Genomic DNA, 21,582 nt, shown 5'->3' with positions numbered 1-21,582 from the left:
TTTTTGATTGATTAGCTTTCACCTAAAAAATTGACTTGTCCGGTTTTGACATCATATACCGCACCAACAATCAGAATTTCGCCACGTTCGACCAAATCGCATAGCACGCTGCTTTGCTGCAAGATATAACGAATATTGTTATGCACATTCATTTGTGTCACTTGCTCAATAAATGCAGCTGTCATTTGCGCAGGTTGCATCATTTTCGCGACGCAATCCACTGATTCATTTAAGGGACCGAGTACATACTGAATATGAGGCATGGCTTTTAAACTTTGTACAGATTGTCCTGCTAAATGTAACTGGCAAGCACTGGTGACTGCACCGCAATCGGTATGTCCTAAGACAATAATGACTTTCGCACCTTTGGCTTGGCAAGCAAATTCAAGCGAACCCAACACTTTCTGCCCTGCAATATTGCCTGCAATACGTAAGCTAAACAAATCACCAATTCCCACATCAAAAATCATTTCTGTCGGTGCACGTGAGTCCATACAGCCCAGTACAGCGGCAATCGGATGCTGACCATCTTCAGCGGTTACACGTAGCTGACGGTAAATATCTCGCTGAAGGCGTTCATTTTTCATAAAACGCGCATTGCCTGCTTTTAACAGTGTCAAAATCTCTTGTGGGGTTAAGCGTTTTTGCAGCGCTGCGGTACTAATATCAATGTCTAAAATAGTTTCTTTGGCATCCATATAATGCGACTTAAATCCGACCAATTTCACCTCAATACCACGCTGCGGTGCGGTTTCTTGTTGAAATTCTTGAATGAGTTGGAAAATATCAGCATCCATATCATCGACTTGAGTCGCATCAATGACTACATGCTCACCACGATGAATATGTGCCAGTGCTGAAATCAATGCAGAACGATTTAAAAAACTCACTTGTGAAGGTAATTCCAAGCGCGTAATCACCCCATGCAAATGATGCTCTCGGTAAATTTTGATGCCTTTGTTAAAATTGCCATATAAAATAAAAGCAGCACTAACAGCTAATCCAATTAAAATACCGACCAATAAATCGGTCACTAAAATGGCAATAATGGTTACAATGAACGGTAAAAATTGTTTCCAACCTTTGGCATATAGCTGTGTGTATAGCTTCGGATGCGTCAGCTTAAAACCAGTTAAAATTAAAATGGCTGCCAAGGCTGCCAGTGGGATCATATTCATCAGCGGCACAAAAAGCAGTACAGCGAGCAATAACAATAGCCCATGAAAAATCGTTGAGTTTTTAGTTTTGGCACCGGCACTGGCATTCACAGAACTACGAACAATGACCGATGTTAATGGCATACCACCAATAGCACCTGAAACCATATTCCCCACCCCTTGCGCCCAAAGTTCACGATTGGGTGGTGATGAACGTTTAGCCGGATCTAATTTGTCCGCCGCTTCCAAATTCAGTAAGGTCTCTAAAGATGCAACAACGGCAAGTGTCATTGCACCCGTATAGATCGCGGGGTTGGTCAATTGCTGCCAATCTGGGAACATAAAGAATTGATTGGGATTCTGCCATATATCAGGAAGTTGAATGAGATGCTGCGCTCTAACCGCCCAATCGGGTGCCATATATTGCAAACCAATATTTAAAAGCACCGCCAACACTACCACGACCAAGGCCGAAGGCAGCAGCCCCGTTTTAAAGCGCGTCTGATCCCAAATCAGCATAAACAGTAAGCTAAATATCCCGATAATACTTGAACCTTTATCCCAAGTGATAGGTTCACCTACACCTTGCATTACATCTTGCCAAGTAAAATGATTGAGACCAAATAAGTACTGGATTTGCCCTAAAATCAAAATGAGACCAATCGCTGCCAAGAGTCCTAAGATGACATTACTTGGAATAAAGTTTGCGAAAAAACCCAGTCGAAATAAACCAAAGGCAATTTGTATCAGTCCAGCAAAAATCACACACAATAAAAAAGCGGCATAATTGCCGCCTAATAGATCCAATTGAACCAAAATGACCGCAGTTAATCCTGCGGCAGGTCCCGCCACACTAATGTGTGAGCCACTGAGAAATCCCACCAGTAGACCACCGACAATACCGGAAATAATGCCAGCGATAATCGGTGCGCCTGATGCTAATGCAATGCCTAAACAGAGTGGTAATGCAACCAGGAAGACCACCATGCCCGAGAGTAAATCTTTAAAATGAATTTTTTTTGAATCAAATGTAAAAGCCATAAGTAAACCGTTATCCAAGTGATAGATATAAAAATTTGTCGTTATGCTGCGTAGTTATAAATAAGAAGTTCAGCTCGCAAATATTGTCGGACAATCCATCTGATTGAAAGTGGGCTTTACTTGTGATTTTGTGTGACTTTTACACTATTTTTATATTTTTTTCGTAGGCAATGCTGTAGCTTTGCTAGGCTGCCGATGCTTCATATTTTAAGCTCAAATAAAAAAACCTCCCAATTGGGAGGTTTTTTTATTTGAGCTTAAAGATTACTTTGAACCTTTAATCCCTGCTTGAAGCAACAATGCACCTAAACCACCAATTTTTTGCTCTTGTGGTTTTTGGTTAGGTTTCTTGCCTTGAGGACGCTCACCTTGCGGACGTGCTTGCTGTGGACGTTTGCCTTGTGGCTTACGTTCACCGCGCGACTCAGTATTTTGCGCAGCAGCTTGGTCACGACGTGGTTGACGTGGCGCTTTTGCAGGTGCAACAGAACCTTCAGGACGCATCGACAAATTCACACGATTACGTTCAGCATCAACGTTCAATACACGCACTTGTACAATTTGACCGGGTTTCACGACTTTATGCGGATCAGAAACAAAGGTATTTGCAAGTTCAGAAATATGCACTAAACCATCTTGATGCACACCAACATCCACGAATGCACCAAAGTTAGTAACATTGGTGACAACGCCTTCTAATGTCAAACCTTCAGTCAATTGCGCTACTTCAGTGATGTCATCACGGAACTTAGCAGTACGGAATTCTGGACGTGGATCGCGACCCGGTTTTTCAAGTTCGCTTAATACATCTTGAATGGTTGGCAAACCGAATTGCTCATCGGCAAACTCTTCAGCTTTCACTTGACGAATAATTTCAGAATTACCAATGATGTCTTTCACAGTTGTTGCTTTTGCTTCAACAATTTTAGACACCAACGCATAAGATTCAGGATGCACAGCAGATGCATCAAGTGGCTCAGAACCGTCTTGAATACGCAAGAAGCCCGCTGCTTGTTCAAAAGTACGCTCGCCTAAACGTGGCACTTTCTTCAAAGATTGTCGGTTGTCGAAACGACCATGCTCTTTACGGAATTCAACAATTTGTTGCGCGATGGATTTGTTCAAACCCGCGATATAACCCAAAATTGCGGCTGATGCTGTATTGACATCCACACCGACTGAGTTCACACAGTCTTCAACCACAGCTTCAAGCGTTTGCGCTAAGCCAGCTTGGTTCACGTCATGTTGATATTGACCTACACCAATCGATTTCGGATCAATCTTCACAAGTTCAGCAAGTGGGTCTTGTAAACGACGGGCAATAGACACTGCACCACGAATGGAAACGTCTAAATCAGGCAATTCTTGAGATGCAAGTTCAGATGCTGAATAAACCGATGCACCTGCTTCTGAAACAGAAACACGGGTCAATTTAAGATCGCTATTCGCAGCCATCATTTCAGCCACTAAGCTTTCAGTTTCGCGGCTTGCTGTACCGTTACCAATCGCGATTAAATCGACGTTGAATTCACGGCATAAACGCGCAAGCTCAGTTAAAGAACCGGCTTTATCATCTTTCGGTGCAAATGGATAAATCGTGCTATGCGCTAAAACATCACCAGATGCATTTACAACAGCCAATTTCACGCCAGTACGGATGCCTGGGTCAACACCCAAAGTGGTACGCGCACCGGCAGGTGCAGAAAGCAACAAATGACGTAAGTTTTCAGCAAAGACTTGCATCGCTTCAGATTCAGCAGCCAAGCGTTTTTCAGTCAATAACGAATGTTCGATGCTTGGGCGAACTTTACCGAGCCAGAACAATTTCGCAGTTTGCTTTAAGAAATCTTGGCGGGCTTGTGGCTGTGCTTGATCTAAATTGTATTCCGTTTCAATACGTGCCAAAGGTGCATCATCTTCACCTTCAACTTTTAGACCCAATACATTTTCTTGACGACCACGAAGCATCGCAAGTAAACGATGTGAAGGTACTTTGTTTAAGCTTTCTGAAAAATCGAAGTAATCACGGAATTTTTTACCGACTTCTTTTTTCTCTTCGCTTGCAACAACGCTTTTTAACGTCGCAGTTTTTGCAAATGTCGCTTTTAATTCAGTGGTGAGTGCAATATTTTGCGCCCATTCATCAATTAAAATATGTTGAATCGCATCAAGTTGGCTTTCAAGATCAGGATAAGCTTCATGGCTAAAACCAGCTAAAGCTTCACTTGGCTCAATTGCTTCAGCAAAGATCTTGTCTGCAATTGGACCTAAGCCTGCTTCACGTGCTTTGAATGATTTACTGGTACGTTTTGGACGGTACGGCGCGTAAATTTCTTCTAAGGCATTTTTAGTTTCAGCTGCATTTACGCGAGCCAATAAATCATCTGATAATTTATCTTGTTCTTTGAGTGACTCAATCACTTTATCACGGCGTTCATACAAGTCACGCAAATACGCTAAACGTGTATCGAGCTGGCGAAGTTGCGTATCGTCTAAGCCCTGCGTTACTTCTTTACGGTAACGTGCAATAAAAGGAACACTGGCACCTTCATCAATAAGTTTGATGGCAGCTTCAACTTGATTTGGACGTACGGCAATCTCTTTTGCCAACTGCTGAACTAAGTCAGTCATCGTGTTTGATCCCACAAGGATAAGTACTGAAAGCCAAGATTATAAAGACCAAGTCCATAAAATCCACAATTGTTTTTATTAATTTAACGCCAGTTTCGTGAACATCGCGACAGATCGCATACAAATCCAGATTAAATCACAAAATCTCACTCAAATTGCGCCATTTTAAAAATGAGAAACTTTTATCGTCTGCATGTATATATTTGGTATCAATGTCTTGATTTTAACTGCAATATTTGTTGCTTTAGAGCATAGTCAATCGATATAAATGAATCGTATACTCAAAGGATCGTTTAGTTGTGTATATGACGACAATAAAGAATAAAGGAGCACCTCATGAGTTTAGTTGTACCAGCTGAAAAAACGGATGCCGTACATACCGAAACCGATCGGGTCGAACGCATTTTGGTTGTCGATGATGATGTTCGTCTGCGCACACTTCTGCAACGCTTTTTAGAAGATAAAGGCTTTGTGGTCAAAACCGCGCACGATGCAACGCAAATGGATCGACTTTTACAGCGGGAACTGTTTTCTCTGATCGTGCTCGACTTTATGTTACCTGTCGAAGATGGCTTGAGTATTTGCCGTCGTTTACGCCAATCCAATATTGATACACCCATCATTATGCTTACCGCGCGTGGTAGCGACTCGGATCGTATTGCAGGCTTAGAAGCAGGTGCCGACGATTACTTGCCAAAACCATTTAATCCGAATGAATTACTCGCTCGTATTCGCGCAGTACTGCGTCGTCAAGTCCGTGAAGTACCGGGTGCACCAAGTCAACAAATGGAAGTGGTCAGCTTTGGTCCATGGTCACTCGATTTATCGACTCGTACTTTGACCCGCGAAGGTCAAGTGGTGACTTTAACCACAGGTGAATTTGCGGTTTTGAAAGCCTTGGTACAACACCCTCGTGAACCATTAACACGTGACAAACTCATGAACCTTGCACGTGGTCGTGAATGGGGTGCGATGGAACGCTCAATTGACGTTCAAGTATCACGTTTACGTCGTCTTGTAGAAGAAAACCCTGCTCGTGCCCGTTATATTCAAACCGTATGGGGTGTTGGTTATGTCTTTGTTCCAGATGGTGCAGAATAAGAATACTCTTTAAGACAATAACTCACAACTTATTGTCCCTAAATGCCATTCGCTGCTGTTTGAGTCAGACTGCATTTTATAGGCTCGTATAAACCAATACGAGTTCAGCGAATGGCAAAGTTTTTGTGTTACTTTTTTAAAAAAGTAACAGAACGAGCTCCTTCAATTGAAGGTACATGCAGTAAGACTCCGCTAAGAAAAACACTGCTTATTTCAATGCGCCTACAGGAAGCTGGTGTGAAACTCGACCCTATCGATCCACAAGAATTTACTGATTTTGTCACCTATTCAGAGAAGAAACGCACACGTACCGAACGCTTCTTAGACAAAATCAAACCACGTTCTGCTGCCATGCGCACGACTGTTCTTGTGGTTTTTGTGGTGTTGTTTAGCCTCTTTATGTCTTTGTGGTTATTTTGGCGGACGCTTTACTTACCTGAAATTCAGCAACATGCGCGTTACTTAGCAGTCGAACTCGAGATCATTAATAATCCACATTTACGTATGTTTCATAATGATCAAGAAGTCGATATTGATCAATTCTTAAAGAACCGTGTGGGTATTGAATATGTGACCGACCCGAAGAAATTCCCGAACGTTAAAGACAAAGTCATTGCGGAATTCTTTACCAATCAAATTGAAGAAAAACTGGCAAAAGAGCTTCTGATTGATCAGGCAACAGTGTATTTCCAATTTAAGCCCAGCCCGCAAATTTGGATTCAAACCCCTGAAATGCATGGCAATTGGGTGCGTGAACCGTTAAAAACCTATGCGAACTATAGCCCTGAACTGATTTTGGCATGGTTACTCGGCACACCCATTATTGCTGGCATTATTATTCTAACCCTGGTACGTCAGCTCAATCGCCCTTTACGTCGTCTACAAGAAGCATCAAACAAATACAGTAAGATGGGTTCTGCACCTTATTTAGATACCAATCATGGTCCACTTGAGATTCGTCAGGTAAACCATGCATTTAATCATATGGTGTATACGCTTGAGCAAACCGAGCGTGAACGTCGCGTGATGCTCGCAGGCATTTCACATGACTTACGTACACCTTTGACCCGTATTCGTCTCAGTGCTGAAATGATGCCGGATGAAGACTTCTTAAAAGAAGGTCTGATTTACGATGTCGAAGATATGGATGCGATTTTGAATCAATTTATCTCGTTTATGCGTGATGGCTCAGATGAAGAACCACAAGACACCGATGTGAATACCTTACTGAAAGAATTGGTAAAACAGTTCCAACCACTTGATATTCGCTTCGATGCTCAACCGATTCCGAAGATCCAAGCGCGCAGCATGTCTTTAAAACGCCTTATTGGCAACTTAATCAATAATGCTAAGCGTTATGGGGCAGAACCCATTGAACTTGCGGCTTATGTACACGACGATCAATTACTGATTAGTGTTGCAGATCATGGTGAAGGCATCCCTGCCGATCAAATCGAAGGCTTGATGCAACCCTTCGTTCGCGGCGATGCGGCACGTACCATTCAAGGCAGCGGTTTAGGCTTAGCCATCGTCAAACGAATCGTAGATATTCATCAAGGTGAGCTGGTCATTCAGAATCGCGTAGAAGGTGGTTTAGAGGCGATTATTTCTCTACCCCTGCATATTGCACCAGAGATGGATCAAGCAGCACCTTCAAAGCTTGAGAAAATCCGCCAAACAATCACCGAGCGCTTTTAAGCATAGATTAATAAATAAACAATTGATTCTGTTGATTTATTATTCATTTTTTATAATTTCATTATATTTCATGTTGTTAAATTACATCACGAAAATTTATACTTTCATTTAGCTAAAAAATTAGACCTTAGCCTAACAGGTATGCAAAATGTTTTTTTTGATCGGTACAATCCGCATCAGTGTTTAAGAATTTAATGAGAATTGAAATGTCTTTAGATCGTATACGTTTGGCTTCCCTCCATGACAAAGTGATCAGTGCTGCAGAAGCTGCTGAGTTCATTAAAGATGGCATGACTGTAGGCATGAGTGGCTTTACGCGTGCAGGCGAGGCAAAGGCAGTTCCTTTAGCTTTAGTGCAACAAGCCAAAGCAAACCCATTAAAAATCACCTTAATTACAGGTGCATCTTTAGGTAACGACTTAGATAAACAGTTAACTGAAGCGGGTGTGTTGGCACGCCGTCTCCCATTCCAAGTAGACAACACACTACGTAAAGCCATTAACAAAGGCGAAGTAATGTTCATCGATCAGCATTTGTCTGAAACCGTTGAACAAATGCGTAACAAACAATTGAAAAAACCAGATGTTGCGATTATTGAAGCAGTTGCAATCACTGAAGATGGCGGCATTATTCCAACAACATCGGTTGGTAACTCTGCAAGCTTTGCAATTTTTGCAGAAAAAGTAATTGTTGAAATCAACACCAACTTAAGCCCTGCTTTTGAAGGCTTACACGATATTTATATCCCAACCTATCGTCCAACACGTCAAGCGATTCCGTTGACTCATGTTGATGAGCGTATTGGTACTCAAGCGATTAACATCGATCCTGCAAAAATCGTAGGCATCGTGTTTAACAATGAATACCATGACTCTCCATCAACTGTGACTGCGCCAGATGATGAAACTCAAGGCATTGCAAACCACTTGATCGCTTTCTTTGAAAAAGAAGTGGCTGAAGACCGTTTGCCTAAAAACTTAGGTCCATTACAAGCAGGTATTGGTTCAATTGCCAATGCGGTATTAACTGGCTTGAAAGATTCAAACTTTGAAGACTTGATCATGTACTCAGAAGTTCTTCAAGACTGTACGTTTGAATTAATTGATGCGGGTAAAATGAAATTTGCGTCAGGTTCTTCAATTACCCTTTCTGCTAAATATGGCGAAAAAGTATTTAACAACCTTGAACACTACAAAGATAAACTTGTACTACGTCCACAAGAAATCTCAAACCATCCTGAAATTGTCCGCCGTTTAGGGATTATCGGCATCAACACTGCGCTTGAATTCGATATCTACGGTAACGTGAACTCCACTCACGTCTGCGGTAGCAAAATGATGAACGGTATTGGTGGTTCAGGTGACTTTGCGCGTAATGCACATATTGCCATCTTCGTGACCAAATCAATTGCCAAAGGCGGTGATATCTCGTCTGTTGTTCCATTTGCGTCTCACGTTGACCATACAGGTCATGATGTCGATGTGTTGGTTACAGAACAAGGTCTTGCTGATTTACGTGGTTTAGCACCGCGTGAGCGTGCACGTGCGATCATTGATAACTGTGCGCACCCAATGTACCGTGATGCGTTAAATGATTACTTCACACGCGCTTGTGAGCGTGGTGGTCAAACGCCTCACCTGCTTCACGAAGCATTAGAATGGCATGCAAACTTTGAAGAAAAAGGTCATATGTTAGCGGGTTAATTCCCCTGATTGGCTTTCGCTTTGAAGTCCATAAAAAAACGCCTTTCGTGGCGTTTTTTTATGCTTTATCATTTTATTCATGATCATCATATTTCTTCTCTTGTCTAATTTACTTGTCATGTTGAGTCTGTTTTATACAAATACAGACTAATAAGCGCCCATCTTTTATACATCCACGACGATCCGTTAAACTTCATAAAACGTAATCTTTTATCTTAATTGTTTATAAATTCATATTTAAAAACATCATGCTATCACCATAAAAAGCATCCTTATTGAGGTATTTAAGTAGATTTCACAGATTTTAAAAATTCGCTAAACGACACTTATTTATGCCAGTTCTTTAATTTAAACTTTAAATTTGGAGTTCCTGCCCTCATTAATTTAAGCAACATAAAATTTCGAGACATCTATGCGCGTTGATATTTGGTCTGATGTGGTTTGCCCATTTTGCTATATTGGGAAAAAACGTTTAGAAGCTGCTGCGACTGAGGCAGGTATTGAACTTGAAGTACATTGGCACAGTTTCCAATTGGATCCTGAAGCACCCGTACGTCAAGAAATCTCTAACTCAGAACGCTTAGCCATTAAATATAATCGTACTGTAGCTGATGTTGAAGATATGCAACGTAATATTGCAGAAATGGCAAAAGCGGAAGGCATTGAATTTAATTGGGAAGGTGCAAACTCAGGCAATACCTTTAACGCACATCGCTTAATTCATTTGGCACAAAGTAAAGGCTTGGGCAATGAAGCAAAAGAAGCTTTATTCTTTAGCTATATGACCCAAGGTTTACCGATTGGTGAACGTGAAACACTTGAAGATGTTGCTGCACGTATTGGTTTAAATCCAGTTGAAGTGGATGATTTACTCGATTCAAATGAATATGCAGATTTCGTTGAATTCGATCAAGAAGTTGCTCGTGATCAACTAAAAGTAACAGGTGTTCCCTTCTTCGTATTTGATCAACGTATTGCACTTGCAGGTGCTCAACCGAAAGAAGTGTTCTTACAGGTTTTTGAAAAAGCAGCTGAAGCACCACAAACAGCAGCGGATGCAGATCAATGTCATGATACATCATGTGATATTGAGCAAAAGTAAAATTTTCGTGTGAAAAATCCTCATCCTCGATGGGGATTTTTTTTGGCTTTCTGTCTAAAAAAATCTAACCTACTTTCAACGTCTTCGGCTCAATATTTTTATTTTCTTCGTCATAACAATACAGCTAAACATGCACAATAAATTAGAGTTTTTATTCTAAGTTATTTATTTTATTAACAAAAAAATAGAATAAATTTTAAACGTTGCCGATTTGATCATTTTATAAAATACCAACTTTGCTATCCTTTTCACATTAAATAGATTGTTATCTCCCCTGTTCAATATATTGAACAATAGCTTTAGAAGGTCATCTTATGAACGCGATTAAATTTGCTTTAGCTGCAACTGTTATGGCTTTTTCTGTGACTGCGACAGCTCAAATTGTTTATATTCCAGAATTCCCTGCAACTAAATCACAAACTGTTCAAGCACCTGCTGTTGATACTGCAAGTACTGAAACTGTAGAAGCAGAGGCTAAAAAAGCGGCTTAATTTTCCGTTTCTCTCCCAAATAGGCTGATTTATTCAGCCTATTTTTTTTGCCAGTTATTTATCGACTAAGTATTCGGTTTTTTTTATGAGCTTATATCTAATCTAAGAGCACTCATCTTATAGTTTAAATGCCTCACTATTTTCATCAACATATTGCAATTTTAGCGATAAAAAATAGTCGCTTTTTATAAAATTTCTTGCCTATAATTCAATCAATAATAATCTTTTAATTATAGCTAATTGAGCATGAATGAACTTCAAGCATTAATCCAAGGCAAAATTCCGCCACATGCGATTCAGATTGAGCATTTAATTCAACTGGCAGAACAATATCCCGATCCCCATTCTGCTGAATATAAATTAATTAATCTTGCGACCAATATTATTTTAGCCTCGGCACTCGAAAAAGCCCTCAAATATTTATAAGAGCCTTTACATGATCAATGCTTTAAAAAAGGCAAAATTAATTCAAGAATTACGCGAGCTTGGTCAGCAACTTGAACAACGGAACTTAAGTTTGTATGACGTTGCACGATGTAAAAAACGTATCGGGGATATTTTTGAATCCTGCAATGAACCTATTTTTAAAAAACAAAATTTAGCGTTCAAAACGCTGACCCAACCCGAGGTCGCTGCTTATGAATTTGTTGCAGACAGCATCTATGCTTTAAGTTTTCGTGGTTTTTTCTTAGACGAATATGATTTAGAAAAAGCACTGTATTTATATCCTGATTCTGGTTGGGCATTTTTGTTCGATCAAAAACGTGGCTGGCAAATCTGGCTGATCCCTGCGCCAAACCGTACCGCTTTAATTAGTGAATGGACGGATATTGAGCAAAGTTATCATTGGCTATTACAAGAACAACGACAGGCATCGTGCTTAAAAACAGATGCAGCACTTAAAGCATCTGCTGTAGTTCTATCCTTAGATGATGCCGAAGTTGAAATATCGAGTGTTTCTCAGCTGAGTACAGATGTAAATATTGAAATATCCTCAGCAGATATTCTTCTTAATACAGAAATCGTTTCTACACAGCCTGACGAAGCAACAAAAGATAAAATCGATGATATTAAAGCTATATCTTTAGATCAAAACCAGAATACTGAAGAGCGGATTTCTAACGATGAAAAGCAGCACATTGTAAAACTATGCCCACCTCAAAATGTGCAATTTGGTACAATTAAAGGCATGATCTCTGAAGATATATGCTTTGAAAATGAAGAGACTTCTCTCTATCGCATTGATCTTGCCCATCTTGAAAACACAGCATTTCATGTAGATGTCTTTCTGAATTTCATTCACGAGGATGACTGGCAAACACGTCCTGTTTATCTGGCTGAACAGCTTAATGCTCGAGGGGAATTTAAGGGTTATATGGTGCTTATTGGGGCACTTGATGCCGAACATGCACAACACACGATTCATGCGTTGAGCCAACAACAAAATCAGTATGTGATCTCAATCAAGCATATTGCATGGGATAAACTAGAAAGCAAATTGAATAGTCTTACATCCTTATTTGAGTGCTATCAATATGACGCTGAACCGCTTTGGCAGCACGCTTCTTATTATCCTTATATGCCCGCGAGTTTATTGAGTACGCAAAAATATATGTTATTTGAGGAAGCAACTGCTAATCGATCAGCGCCAATTTTATTATTACAAGAACGACAAAAGTTACGTTTAATTCACGGTAAAAATCGCTTAGCTTTGCAACCCAATGAATCCTGTTATCCATATTTAATCGTGCAACGGGATAAAACCTTAAGCTGGCAAACAATACATTCTTTAATCAGCAACATGCCTAAACCGATTTCTGTTTATGATCTATATGATGCACTTACACGCCAAGCTACTGATTAATTAGTGTTCTTTTTGTAGCTTTTGCTTGATTTATTCACATGAATATTTAAATACTCCATGTAATCATCATAATAAATGAGACATCATTCGCCGTGAAACATCGACTTTTTATTCATGTCGCTTTGATCAGTGTAAGTAGTACGTGTTTAACGCCCACAGTATATGCTGACATAGCTGCGGATACTGAATCTGAAGTGCTTAGCGAGCATCACTCCAATGATTCAAATATACTTGATCACATTCCACGTTTGATCGATGCCACGCCGACCATCTTACCCGAACAATCTGATCACCCAATTGTACCGCCCACCCAAGAAACAGAAGATCGTTCGTGGACGGATCAGAAACAAAAAAATATTCGGGAATGGACGGATCGTACAGCGTATAAAATTGACAATTGGTTTGGTCAAGCAGACCCTGAGCAACCTGCAAGTGCGACATTGCGCGTCATTTTAGACAGTCGTTGGGATGAATATAATGGCTACGAGATCAAACCTCGCATCCGCGGTCGGATCAAACTGCCCACGCTAGAACAAAAGCTCAGCTTAGTGTTTGGTGATGACAGTCTCGATAATGAACTCGAAGGCAATATCGCGATTACAGATGAAAATCCAGCATCGAATAATGATAAACGGCTCGACACGAAACGTGCACGGGAAGATAACAGCTCCTTTGCCTTACGTTGGTCAGAGTGGTCAGACCGCATTCCTTTTGAAACTGACCTCGACTTAGGTTTACGCTCAGGCGATGATATTTATCTACGCCTAAAAGCCAGCAAAGACTGGGCTCTGCAAAATGACTATTTTTTCCGTGCTGAACAAATTTATCGTTACGGCATAGAAAGTGAACATTATTTGCGTACCAATTTAGAACTCACCCATGCACGTCCGAACCAAGCTTTCATTTCAAATCAACTCAGTTTGACCTATGCCGATCAGCAAACAGATGATTTAACTTGGGACAACTATAGCTTTAGACAGCATCAATTCTTTCAGAATAATCGGTTTAGCTATGGGCTGTATACTGGCGGCTATTTGAATGATGACAAACTGAAATTGAACCGTTGGGGACCTTATGTCTCGTGGCGACAACCTTTCTTAAGAGAGTGGTTCTTTGTTCAGACTGACCTGAATTATTTAAATGATGAACGCTTAGATCGCAGTCATTATGTCGGTGGCTTAGTACGTTTAGAAGCCCGATTCTAACGCCACACAAACTGTCAGCTCTATTTACTCTATGACGTAAAAAAGCTCTCCAATGAGGGCTTTTTTACGTAGCTTTGCTTATTTCAATAACAAACTATTAATGCGTTTGATATAAGCCGCAGGATCTTCTGGCAAACCACCCTCTGCAATCAAGGCTTGATCAAAAATGACATTCGCCAAATCATCAAACTGAGCCGAGCCCTCTAGTTTTTGTACCAAAGGATGTTCTGGATTGATTTCCAAAATTGGCTTCATATCAGGTACAGGTTGACCCGCATCTTTCAGCATACGAATCAATTGTGGCGAAAGCTCGCCCTCACCTGTCACTAAACATGCAGGTGAATCGACCAAACGTGTCGTTACACGCACCTCTTTGGTTTTCTCTTTCAATGCTTCAGAGAGTTGATCGACCACTGGCTTAAACTGTTCAGCAGCCACTTCTAAGGCTTTTTTCTCTTCAGCGTCTTGCAAATCACCTAAATCAACGGCACCCTTTGAGACATTTTGCAGTGGTGTACCATCAAACTCATGCACAAAATTCATTGCCCATTCGTCGACACGCTCACTCATTAACAAGACTTCGATGCCTTTTTTCTTAAAGACTTCAAGCTGAGGTGAGTTTTTCGCTGCATTTAGGCTGTCAGCAGTCACGAAATAAATCGCTTTCTGCCCTTCTTTCATACGTGCTTTGTAGTCAACCAATGATGTTGAGATCTCATCATTATTTGATGTCGCATAACGAAGCAGTTTTAAGATTCGTTCACGGTTGCCAAAGTCTTCACCTAAACCTTCTTTTAGAACTGAACCAAACTCGCTATAGAAGGTTTTAAATTTCTCTTGATCTGCAGCATCTTCCGATTTTGCCAAGCCATCAAGTACCGTTAAAATACGGCGCGTATTGCCTTCACGAATGGTTTTCACATCGCGGCTTTCTTGCAGCAATTCACGACTCACATTCAGTGGTAAATCGGCACTGTCCACGACGCCTTGTACGAAACGGAGATAATTTGGAATCAGATTATCTGCATCATCCATAATAAAGACACGTTTCACATACAGTTTAATGCCCGCTTTTGATTCGCGAGTAAATAAATCATGCGGTGCTTTACTTGGAATATAAAGCAGTTGTGTATATTCAGTGCTGCCCTCTACGCGGTTATGCGCCCAAGCGAGAGGTGCTGCAAAATCATGACTGAGGTTTTTATAAAACTCAGTATATTGCTCATCGGTAATTTCAGACTTGCTGCGGGTCCATAGTGCACTTGCAGAGTTGATCGCTTCCCACTCATCCGTTTTGACATATTGACCGCCTTTAGGCTCTTCGCCTTCAGCAGCTTCATCTTCTTGCCAAACTTCTTTTTGCATTTCAATCGGCAAGCTAATATGGTCTGAATATTTATTAATAATTTGCTTAACTTTATAGCTTTCTAAGTATTCAAGAGCATCTTCACGCAAATGCAAGATAATGTCCGTACCACGGCTTTCTTTGTTGATTTGCTCAACTTCAAATTCACCTGTTCCGGCACTGATCCAACGTACACCTTCGCTCTGCTCCGAACCTGCACGGCGTGATTCAACGGTAATTTTTTCAGCAACAATAAAACCTGAATAGAAACCTACACCAAATTGACCAATCAACTGGGCATCAGATTTTTGATCACCCGTCAGTTTTGACATAAAGTCTTTGGTACCCGATTTGGCAATCGTCCCTAAATTATCAATCGCCTCTTGCTGGCTTAAACCAATACCATTATCTGAAATGGTGAGTGTTTTATTGTCTTTATTAAAATGAACACGCACATGCAAATCTGGATCATTTTCGTAATATTCAGGATGGTTAATCCCTTCAAAACGAAGTTTATCGCAGGCATCCGAAGCATTCGAAATCAGTTCCCGAAGAAAAATTTCAGGGTTGGAATAAAGAGAATGGGTCACTAAATGTAATAACTGTGCCACTTCAGCTTGAAAACTATGTTTTTGTGCGCTTAACTCGCTCATTAATCACTCCTTTCATTTTTAAGAAACAGATGATGACTGTTGTCTATATGAATGGAGTGAGTTGGGCTATTTTCAATGCCTTTGTTTTATTTTTCTTTGATTTTGATCAAAAAATATCAATAGGGTCCATTGCGATAAACGCGATCCAAATGCAAATTCAATTTTTGCTGACGCATTTGATAAACCTGCTCTAGACATTCAAAAGAGTCATTACAGCGGTCTCTAAACTGTAACCATTTGACTTGTTCATCCTGAATCACTGAACGTGTCCCCATTGGTACTAATCGACGTAAAATATTATAAGTTGTCGTCATTTTCACATCAGCATCATTGAGACTGACGTTTTTGCATATAGCTTGTTCCGTCACACTTAGCTGCTTTTTACAATCAAAACTCGCTGCATAACTCTGTACACTAAACACACTCACGAAGATCAAGAGACTTTTGATAAGGTATTGCATTGTCGATCTTCCTGATTTTTTAATTAATGGTCAAATGAATACTACTCTAACCGATTCAATATATTTGAATATTGCTAAATAGCTCAATTTTTATTCGTTATAAATCGTTGTTCTTTTGCAAATAATAAAAAAGCCCCATCATTAGATGAGGCTTCTTCTTTGCTTATTCTTAGAATTTATAGCTATAACCTAGTGTATAAACCATTGGATCAATATCTAGATCAAATTTAGCGAATGTGCCATCTGCATCTGATAATTTCACTTCAGGACTGATTTGTGCATAACGTGCATCAAAATAAACACCCCAGTTCTTAGCATCCGCTGGTTGGAAATTAAAACCTATTTGACCTGCAAAACCATACGACTCACCCACATCTACATCAGTACCAGCCAATTCACCCTTGCTGCGTTCATCCCAAGCAACAAATGCTGTACCACCAACACCAATATATGGTGTAAAGCGTGATGCATTTTTGAAGTGATATTTCGCAGTAATCGTTGGTGGAAGATGCTTAATACGAACAACTTCACCTAAACCAGCTGCTGAAACATCATGGTTAATCGGTGCTGCTAATAAAACTTCAGCAGAGATATTGTCATTAAAGAAGTATTCAACAGATGGAGTAAACGCTAATTCATCTTCAGCTTCGACCTTCAGACCACCTAAATCACCTACTGATGTTGATCCTGTAGGTGATACAACAGAGCCACCGACTTTAACTTGCCATTGACCTGCCATTGCAGAAACTGAAAGCCCCATTAAACCGATAAGCGCGAATTGTTTTAACATTTTAATACCCCTCTGGAATGAATATATAAATAATAAACATGAGTATTTAAATTATGCAATATCATTATATGCATTGAATTGTTATTATTTTATAAGATATTAATATTAAATAATTTTTATTTTAACTTGAGTAATTTGGTGGGTTTTTAAAAACCCACCAAATTGATTAATATTTATTATTATATTTCCAACGATTTTAGTCTGAATTAATATTCACAATTTATTTTAAATGTGACTCAATTTACAATTAAAGTACCATTGCAGCAATCCAACCAAAGATCATTAATGGAATGTTATAGTGAATAAAGGTCGGAACGACACTGTCTTTCATATGATCATGTTGACCATCCATATTCAAACCAGATGTTGGACCCAAGGTTGAATCTGACGCTGGAGAACCTGCATCACCGAGTGCAGCTGCGGTACCAATTAATGCAATAGTTGCGGCAGGACTAAAGCCAAACTGCAAGCAAAGTGGCACATAAATGATGGCTAAAATCGGCACAGTTGAGAATGAAGAACCAATCCCTAAAGTAATCAGTAGACCGATCAACAACATCCAAAATGCAGCTAAACCTTGGCTATTACCAATCCATTCCACAGAGGCTTTGACCAACTCAGGCACTTGATTGGTCGCTTCAATGACAGAAGCAAAACCTTGCGCAGAAATCATGATAAAGCCAACCAATGCCATCATCCGCATACCGCTAATGATCACATCATCTGCTTCTTTCCATTTGAAAATGCCCGCAAAACTTAAGATTGCAACACCCACTAAACCAGCAAGAATCATTGAATCTGAAATGACTTGTACAGAAAGTGTCGCAACCACAGCGATCGCTGCCATAATCAAGGTAAAACGTGCAACTTCAGGCTTTCCGTTTACATCACTTTTAATGTCACCTGAGATACTATGTGCCGCTGCATTGACAGGCACTTCTGCATATTCACGCGGTTTACGATAGCTAATAAACATGGCCACCATTAAACCGATAAACATCCCAAATACAGGAATTGCCATTGCACGAGGAATCATGTCATAGGTAATACTAAAACCATAAGGCTTACCGAAAGTATTGATGTTCTGACCCAAAATATCATTCAGGAAAATAGCACCAAAACCAAAAGGTACCAACATGTATGTACCCACCAAACCGAATGTAAGCACACATGCCACTAAACGACGGTCGAGTTTTAAATGATTAAATACGCTCAATAATGGCGGAATAAGGACTGGAATAAACGCAATATGCACAGGAATCACGTTTTGCGAACATACTGCTGCAAGTGCGACAGTCGCAAAAATGACATATTTGACACGATTTTGGGCTTTAAGGTCGCTGTTGCCTTGAAGTTTATGGATCAGCTTATACGCCAATAAATCAGGTAATCCTGAACGGGCTAAAGCCAACGCAAACGCACCTAATACACCATAAGCCAAAGCAATCTGAGCACCATTCCCCAAACCACTATTAAAGGCTTCGATGGTGCCGTGGATGCCCAAGCCAGCCAATAAACCACCTACGACTGCACCAATAATCAATGCGAATACCACAGGAACACGAGCCAAGGACAGTCCAAACATGACTGCAATGGCGGCAAGAATAGCAAACATAAGAAAATGGCAAGTCTGAAAAAAAAGTTATTTTATCAGAGTTTGTTTTCTATTGAGCTGTTCTTATCTGTTCCTGTAGCGCTTTGATTGTAAACCCACAAAGGGGTATAAAAATTAAGACTGCTTTTGAATAAACTGATGAATCAAATCTGCCACTTTTTGAGGCTGACTTAAGACTGCCCAATGATTAGCATCAAGGGTCACTTGTGAAAAATCTTCCGCCCATTTCGGCACTTCATCAATCAGTTCAGGGCTGACAAAATTATCACGCTTTAACACAATGGCTTGTACTGGACAAATGGCATGGCGTTGACGCGGTTTAAGTAAGCGGGGAATAAAATTAGCACGATATAAATTGACACCATGTTGGCCATCTTGGGCAATCTCATGATTCAATGGCAAGTCTGGCTGTTGCTCAATTTTATTTAAAATTTGTCCCCAACGCTCAGCATTAAAGAAGCGCCATACGGTCGGTGCTAAAAAGGGCAATTGAAAGACCACAATGTACCAAGACTTGGTCAATTGCTTTAAAAATTTGGTTTTATTGTGATTAAACTGATTCCGCATCCAAAATGCTGCATGGTCTAAGCATGGACCTGAAATGGTGCTGTAAGAGAGAATTTTACCGCGAAATTTCGCTTCTGTGACCGATTCCCAAGATTGGATCGATCCCCAATCATGTGCTGCTAAATGAAAGCTTCGATCCCCTAATACCTGTTCAGTGACTTCTTCTAAATCTTGACTTAAGCGTGGCAAAGCATAATCACGAATACGCTTGGGAATAGAGGATTCTCCTGCACCACGGACATCATAGGTCAACACAAAATAATGCTGCGTCAAATGTTCTAGCATCGGTTCCCAAACGGCTTGATGATCGGGATAACCATGTACCAATACCAAAGCGGGATTTTTTTCATCACCAAAGGTTTTTACACATAAGCGTTGCTGATCGCTCGTGCTTACCCATCGTGTTTGTGTATCCATGTTGAGTTCCTTTGTTGTTATTGACGGTTTATTTTGCAATTCGGCAGGATTGATCAATGCCATAGTCATCTTGTTGCTCTAGTATGCATAGCAATACAAGAAAAAAGAATGTCAGTATGAGCCTATTACGTAAAATTCAAAGCCTTCCCTTCGTTTCAAAATTCATGCTGAATCGCTATGCGCCTTATCGTGGTGCGGGCATTGAAATTGATGAAATGAATCTATCCGGTTATCACATTCGTGTCAAAATGCCCTTAACTCGTAAGAACCAAAATATTGTCGGTGTGCATTTTGGCGGTAGTTTGTATTCGATGGTTGACCCATTTTATATGCTACTGCTCATGCATCATTTAGGGCCAAAGTACATTGTGTGGGACCGTGCTGCGACCATTCAATTTCTTGCCCCAGGTCGTGGAACTGTGTATGCCGATGTTCGCATCGATGCAGATGAAGTGAATACAATTATTTCTCTGGCAGCCAACCATGCCCCAGTTTACCGAAATTATTCACTGAATATTTATGATGATTCAGGCGCTCGAATTGCTGAAGTACAGAAAACAGTGTATATCCGACGCAAGCATGCACAAGGTCTCATTAAAAAGTTCGCTTTAGAGAAATAAACGCAAAAATAAAGCGCCCATATGGCGCTTTATTTTCATTTAAACTGTTCTAGACTTAGCGACGATTTTGCTCAACAGCAGCACCCGCACCGCCACCGATCGCACCACCAATGGCTGCACCGGCATTACCACCGAATACGCTTTTACCGACTGCTGAACCAATCGCACCACCAACACCGCTATAAGTCGCACTACGGTTTGAACCGCCTTGTGCTTTACTACCGACTGCAGCACCTGCACCGCCGCCAACAGCTGAACCTACACCACCACCGACACTGTTACCCACACCACCACCGACAGCACCACCAAGTGCAGCTGCACCGATACGTTGTTGGCTCGATGACATACTTTCACAACCGACCATACCCATGGTTGAAAGTGTAACCACTGCTGCCATACCCATTAATTTTTTCATGATTGTTGTCCCTAATATTGACTTTGATTTTAGCTTAAAGCATATCCATGAAAATATTATTGATAACGTGTTACTTCTTGGCGTATTGATGATGAATTTTGTAAAAATGATATCTATTTCAACATTTATCATTGTTGAGGTGATTGAATCTCAATGATATCTTTGGTTGTGGCACCATCTTCAGTCATTAAGGTATGAGTCACTTTTTCTTTATTGCTTTGTTCATGTTCTTGCAATAATAATGTGCGTTTTACCACCGTTTGATCTTTTTTAACTTCTATACCTTCTGCATCAATCGTTTTACTACTTTGCAGTAGTTGACCTTCTTGTTTTAAGGTTTTATTGATTTCAATTTTTGAAGTCGGCACAATCACCCCGCCTTTTTGTAATACAGGAATAGCGAGTTTCTTTTCAGAAAATTGATCGAGATGATCTTCAAACACGACTTCTTTAGCAACAATATCTTTGCCTTTATTGGTCATTTCTAAAATGGTCGCTTCGACATGTCGAATGGGTTTTTGACCCTCAACGCGACGGATCACTTCAGTTTTCAGTACAGGTACAACGGCTTTATCATCGACTACAATGGTATTAGGCATTGGTGCTGCAATAGCACTTAAAGAGATTGAACCGAAAAGTGAAAATGCTAAAACTTGTAATTTGAATGACATGATGACCCCACAGATTGCGCTTATAGAAATTTTGT

Annotated in this window: 17 protein-coding genes and 1 pseudogene; 9 read left to right on the top strand and 9 right to left on the bottom strand. The window is 40.4% G+C overall.

The genetic code is table 11. The features are described 5' to 3' along the window. Positions 1–11: 11 nt before the first annotated feature. Both GFH30_RS01405 and GFH30_RS01400 read right to left on the bottom strand, forming a co-directional pair. Positions 12–2,198: a SulP family inorganic anion transporter gene (locus GFH30_RS01405; protein ID WP_153370452.1), complete on the bottom strand. Its 2,187-nt coding sequence runs from the start codon at positions 2,196–2,198 to the stop codon at positions 12–14. A gap of 264 nt (positions 2,199–2,462) precedes the next feature. Beyond that, complete coding sequence (locus GFH30_RS01400) at positions 2,463–4,829, bottom strand: Tex family protein (protein ID WP_153370450.1); 2,367 nt, start codon at positions 4,827–4,829, stop codon at positions 2,463–2,465. Between the two features lie 336 nt (positions 4,830–5,165). On the opposite strand from GFH30_RS01400, the gene ompR reads away from it, so the two are divergent. The 8 genes and pseudogenes from ompR to GFH30_RS01365 form a co-directional block, all read left to right on the top strand. Then, positions 5,166–5,930: an osmolarity response regulator transcription factor OmpR gene (gene ompR, locus GFH30_RS01395; protein ID WP_067728073.1), complete on the top strand. Its 765-nt coding sequence runs from the start codon at positions 5,166–5,168 to the stop codon at positions 5,928–5,930. A 237-nt stretch (positions 5,931–6,167) separates the two neighbouring features. After that, complete coding sequence (locus GFH30_RS01390; RefSeq protein ID WP_153370448.1) at positions 6,168–7,628, top strand: ATP-binding protein; 1,461 nt, start codon at positions 6,168–6,170, stop codon at positions 7,626–7,628. A gap of 206 nt (positions 7,629–7,834) precedes the next feature. Then, positions 7,835–9,331 carry an acetyl-CoA hydrolase/transferase family protein gene (locus GFH30_RS01385; RefSeq protein ID WP_153370446.1) on the top strand — a complete coding sequence of 499 codons (1,497 nt, stop codon included), beginning with the start codon at positions 7,835–7,837 and terminating at the stop codon, positions 9,329–9,331. A 412-nt stretch (positions 9,332–9,743) separates the two neighbouring features. Next, a complete protein-coding gene (locus GFH30_RS01380; RefSeq protein ID WP_153370444.1) occupies positions 9,744–10,433 on the top strand; it encodes a DsbA family oxidoreductase in 690 nt (229 codons plus the stop codon). Between the two features lie 314 nt (positions 10,434–10,747). Then, a complete protein-coding gene (locus GFH30_RS13270; protein WP_171500980.1) occupies positions 10,748–10,924 on the top strand; it encodes a hypothetical protein in 177 nt (58 codons plus the stop codon). Between the two features lie 246 nt (positions 10,925–11,170). Beyond that, a complete protein-coding gene (locus GFH30_RS01375; RefSeq protein ID WP_153370442.1) occupies positions 11,171–11,350 on the top strand; it encodes a hypothetical protein in 180 nt (59 codons plus the stop codon). Between the two features lie 10 nt (positions 11,351–11,360). Further along, positions 11,361–12,788 carry a hypothetical protein gene (locus GFH30_RS01370; protein WP_153370440.1) on the top strand — a complete coding sequence of 476 codons (1,428 nt, stop codon included), beginning with the start codon at positions 11,361–11,363 and terminating at the stop codon, positions 12,786–12,788. Positions 12,789–13,006: 218 nt separating this feature from the next. Continuing rightward, positions 13,007–13,993, top strand: a pseudogene (locus GFH30_RS01365) (hypothetical protein); the annotation flags it as partial. Between the two features lie 78 nt (positions 13,994–14,071). On the opposite strand, the gene htpG reads toward GFH30_RS01365, so the two are convergent. From htpG to GFH30_RS01340, 5 genes are all read right to left on the bottom strand, one after another. After that, positions 14,072–15,991, bottom strand: a complete 1,920-nt coding sequence (gene htpG, locus GFH30_RS01360) for a molecular chaperone HtpG (protein WP_153370438.1) — start codon at positions 15,989–15,991, stop codon at positions 14,072–14,074. Between the two features lie 116 nt (positions 15,992–16,107). Next, on the bottom strand, positions 16,108–16,452 hold the full coding sequence (locus GFH30_RS01355) for a lysozyme inhibitor LprI family protein (protein WP_153370436.1): 345 nt from the start codon (positions 16,450–16,452) through the stop codon (positions 16,108–16,110). A gap of 169 nt (positions 16,453–16,621) precedes the next feature. Continuing rightward, complete coding sequence (locus tag GFH30_RS01350) at positions 16,622–17,242, bottom strand: OmpW/AlkL family protein (RefSeq protein WP_153370434.1); 621 nt, start codon at positions 17,240–17,242, stop codon at positions 16,622–16,624. Between the two features lie 247 nt (positions 17,243–17,489). Further along, on the bottom strand, positions 17,490–18,857 hold the full coding sequence (locus GFH30_RS01345) for a Na+/H+ antiporter family protein (protein WP_153370432.1): 1,368 nt from the start codon (positions 18,855–18,857) through the stop codon (positions 17,490–17,492). Positions 18,858–18,971: 114 nt separating this feature from the next. After that, the gene (locus GFH30_RS01340; protein ID WP_153370430.1) at positions 18,972–19,841 is read right to left on the bottom strand and encodes an alpha/beta fold hydrolase; all 870 of its coding nucleotides are present in this window, start codon (positions 19,839–19,841) and stop codon (positions 18,972–18,974) included. 116 nt (positions 19,842–19,957) lie between these two features. On the opposite strand from GFH30_RS01340, the gene GFH30_RS01335 reads away from it, so the two are divergent. Further along, positions 19,958–20,461, top strand: a complete 504-nt coding sequence (locus GFH30_RS01335) for a DUF4442 domain-containing protein (protein WP_196779985.1) — start codon at positions 19,958–19,960, stop codon at positions 20,459–20,461. Between the two features lie 55 nt (positions 20,462–20,516). Here the strand turns inward: GFH30_RS01335 and GFH30_RS01330 are convergent, their stop codons facing one another. After that, positions 20,517–20,876 (bottom strand): DNA transfer protein p32, encoded by a 360-nt coding sequence (locus GFH30_RS01330; RefSeq protein WP_153370426.1) that lies wholly within the window; start codon positions 20,874–20,876, stop codon positions 20,517–20,519. A 128-nt stretch (positions 20,877–21,004) separates the two neighbouring features. Further along, positions 21,005–21,547, bottom strand: a complete 543-nt coding sequence (locus GFH30_RS01325) for a hypothetical protein (protein WP_153370424.1) — start codon at positions 21,545–21,547, stop codon at positions 21,005–21,007. Positions 21,548–21,582 lie beyond the last annotated feature (35 nt).

The sequence above is a fragment of the Acinetobacter wanghuae genome (assembly GCF_009557235.1).
Lineage (GTDB): Bacteria > Pseudomonadota > Gammaproteobacteria > Pseudomonadales > Moraxellaceae > Acinetobacter > Acinetobacter wanghuae.
This window is presented reverse-complemented; position numbering and strand designations above follow the sequence as displayed.

Coding starts and splice junctions, on each gene's coding strand:
- GFH30_RS01405 (WP_153370452.1), bottom strand. CDS start 2,198: ATGGCTTTTACATTTGATTCAAAAAAAATTCATTTTAAAGATTTACTC.
- GFH30_RS01400 (WP_153370450.1), bottom strand. CDS start 4,829: ATGACTGACTTAGTTCAGCAGTTGGCAAAAGAGATTGCCGTACGTCCA.
- ompR (WP_067728073.1), top strand. CDS start 5,166: ATGAGTTTAGTTGTACCAGCTGAAAAAACGGATGCCGTACATACCGAA.
- GFH30_RS01385 (WP_153370446.1), top strand. CDS start 7,835: ATGTCTTTAGATCGTATACGTTTGGCTTCCCTCCATGACAAAGTGATC.
- GFH30_RS01380 (WP_153370444.1), top strand. CDS start 9,744: ATGCGCGTTGATATTTGGTCTGATGTGGTTTGCCCATTTTGCTATATT.
- GFH30_RS13270 (WP_171500980.1), top strand. CDS start 10,748: ATGAACGCGATTAAATTTGCTTTAGCTGCAACTGTTATGGCTTTTTCT.
- GFH30_RS01375 (WP_153370442.1), top strand. CDS start 11,171: ATGAATGAACTTCAAGCATTAATCCAAGGCAAAATTCCGCCACATGCG.
- GFH30_RS01370 (WP_153370440.1), top strand. CDS start 11,361: ATGATCAATGCTTTAAAAAAGGCAAAATTAATTCAAGAATTACGCGAG.
- htpG (WP_153370438.1), bottom strand. CDS start 15,991: ATGAGCGAGTTAAGCGCACAAAAACATAGTTTTCAAGCTGAAGTGGCA.
- GFH30_RS01355 (WP_153370436.1), bottom strand. CDS start 16,452: ATGCAATACCTTATCAAAAGTCTCTTGATCTTCGTGAGTGTGTTTAGT.
- GFH30_RS01350 (WP_153370434.1), bottom strand. CDS start 17,242: ATGTTAAAACAATTCGCGCTTATCGGTTTAATGGGGCTTTCAGTTTCT.
- GFH30_RS01345 (WP_153370432.1), bottom strand. CDS start 18,857: ATGTTTGCTATTCTTGCCGCCATTGCAGTCATGTTTGGACTGTCCTTG.
- GFH30_RS01340 (WP_153370430.1), bottom strand. CDS start 19,841: ATGGATACACAAACACGATGGGTAAGCACGAGCGATCAGCAACGCTTA.
- GFH30_RS01335 (WP_196779985.1), top strand. CDS start 19,958: ATGAGCCTATTACGTAAAATTCAAAGCCTTCCCTTCGTTTCAAAATTC.
- GFH30_RS01330 (WP_153370426.1), bottom strand. CDS start 20,876: ATGAAAAAATTAATGGGTATGGCAGCAGTGGTTACACTTTCAACCATG.
- GFH30_RS01325 (WP_153370424.1), bottom strand. CDS start 21,547: ATGTCATTCAAATTACAAGTTTTAGCATTTTCACTTTTCGGTTCAATC.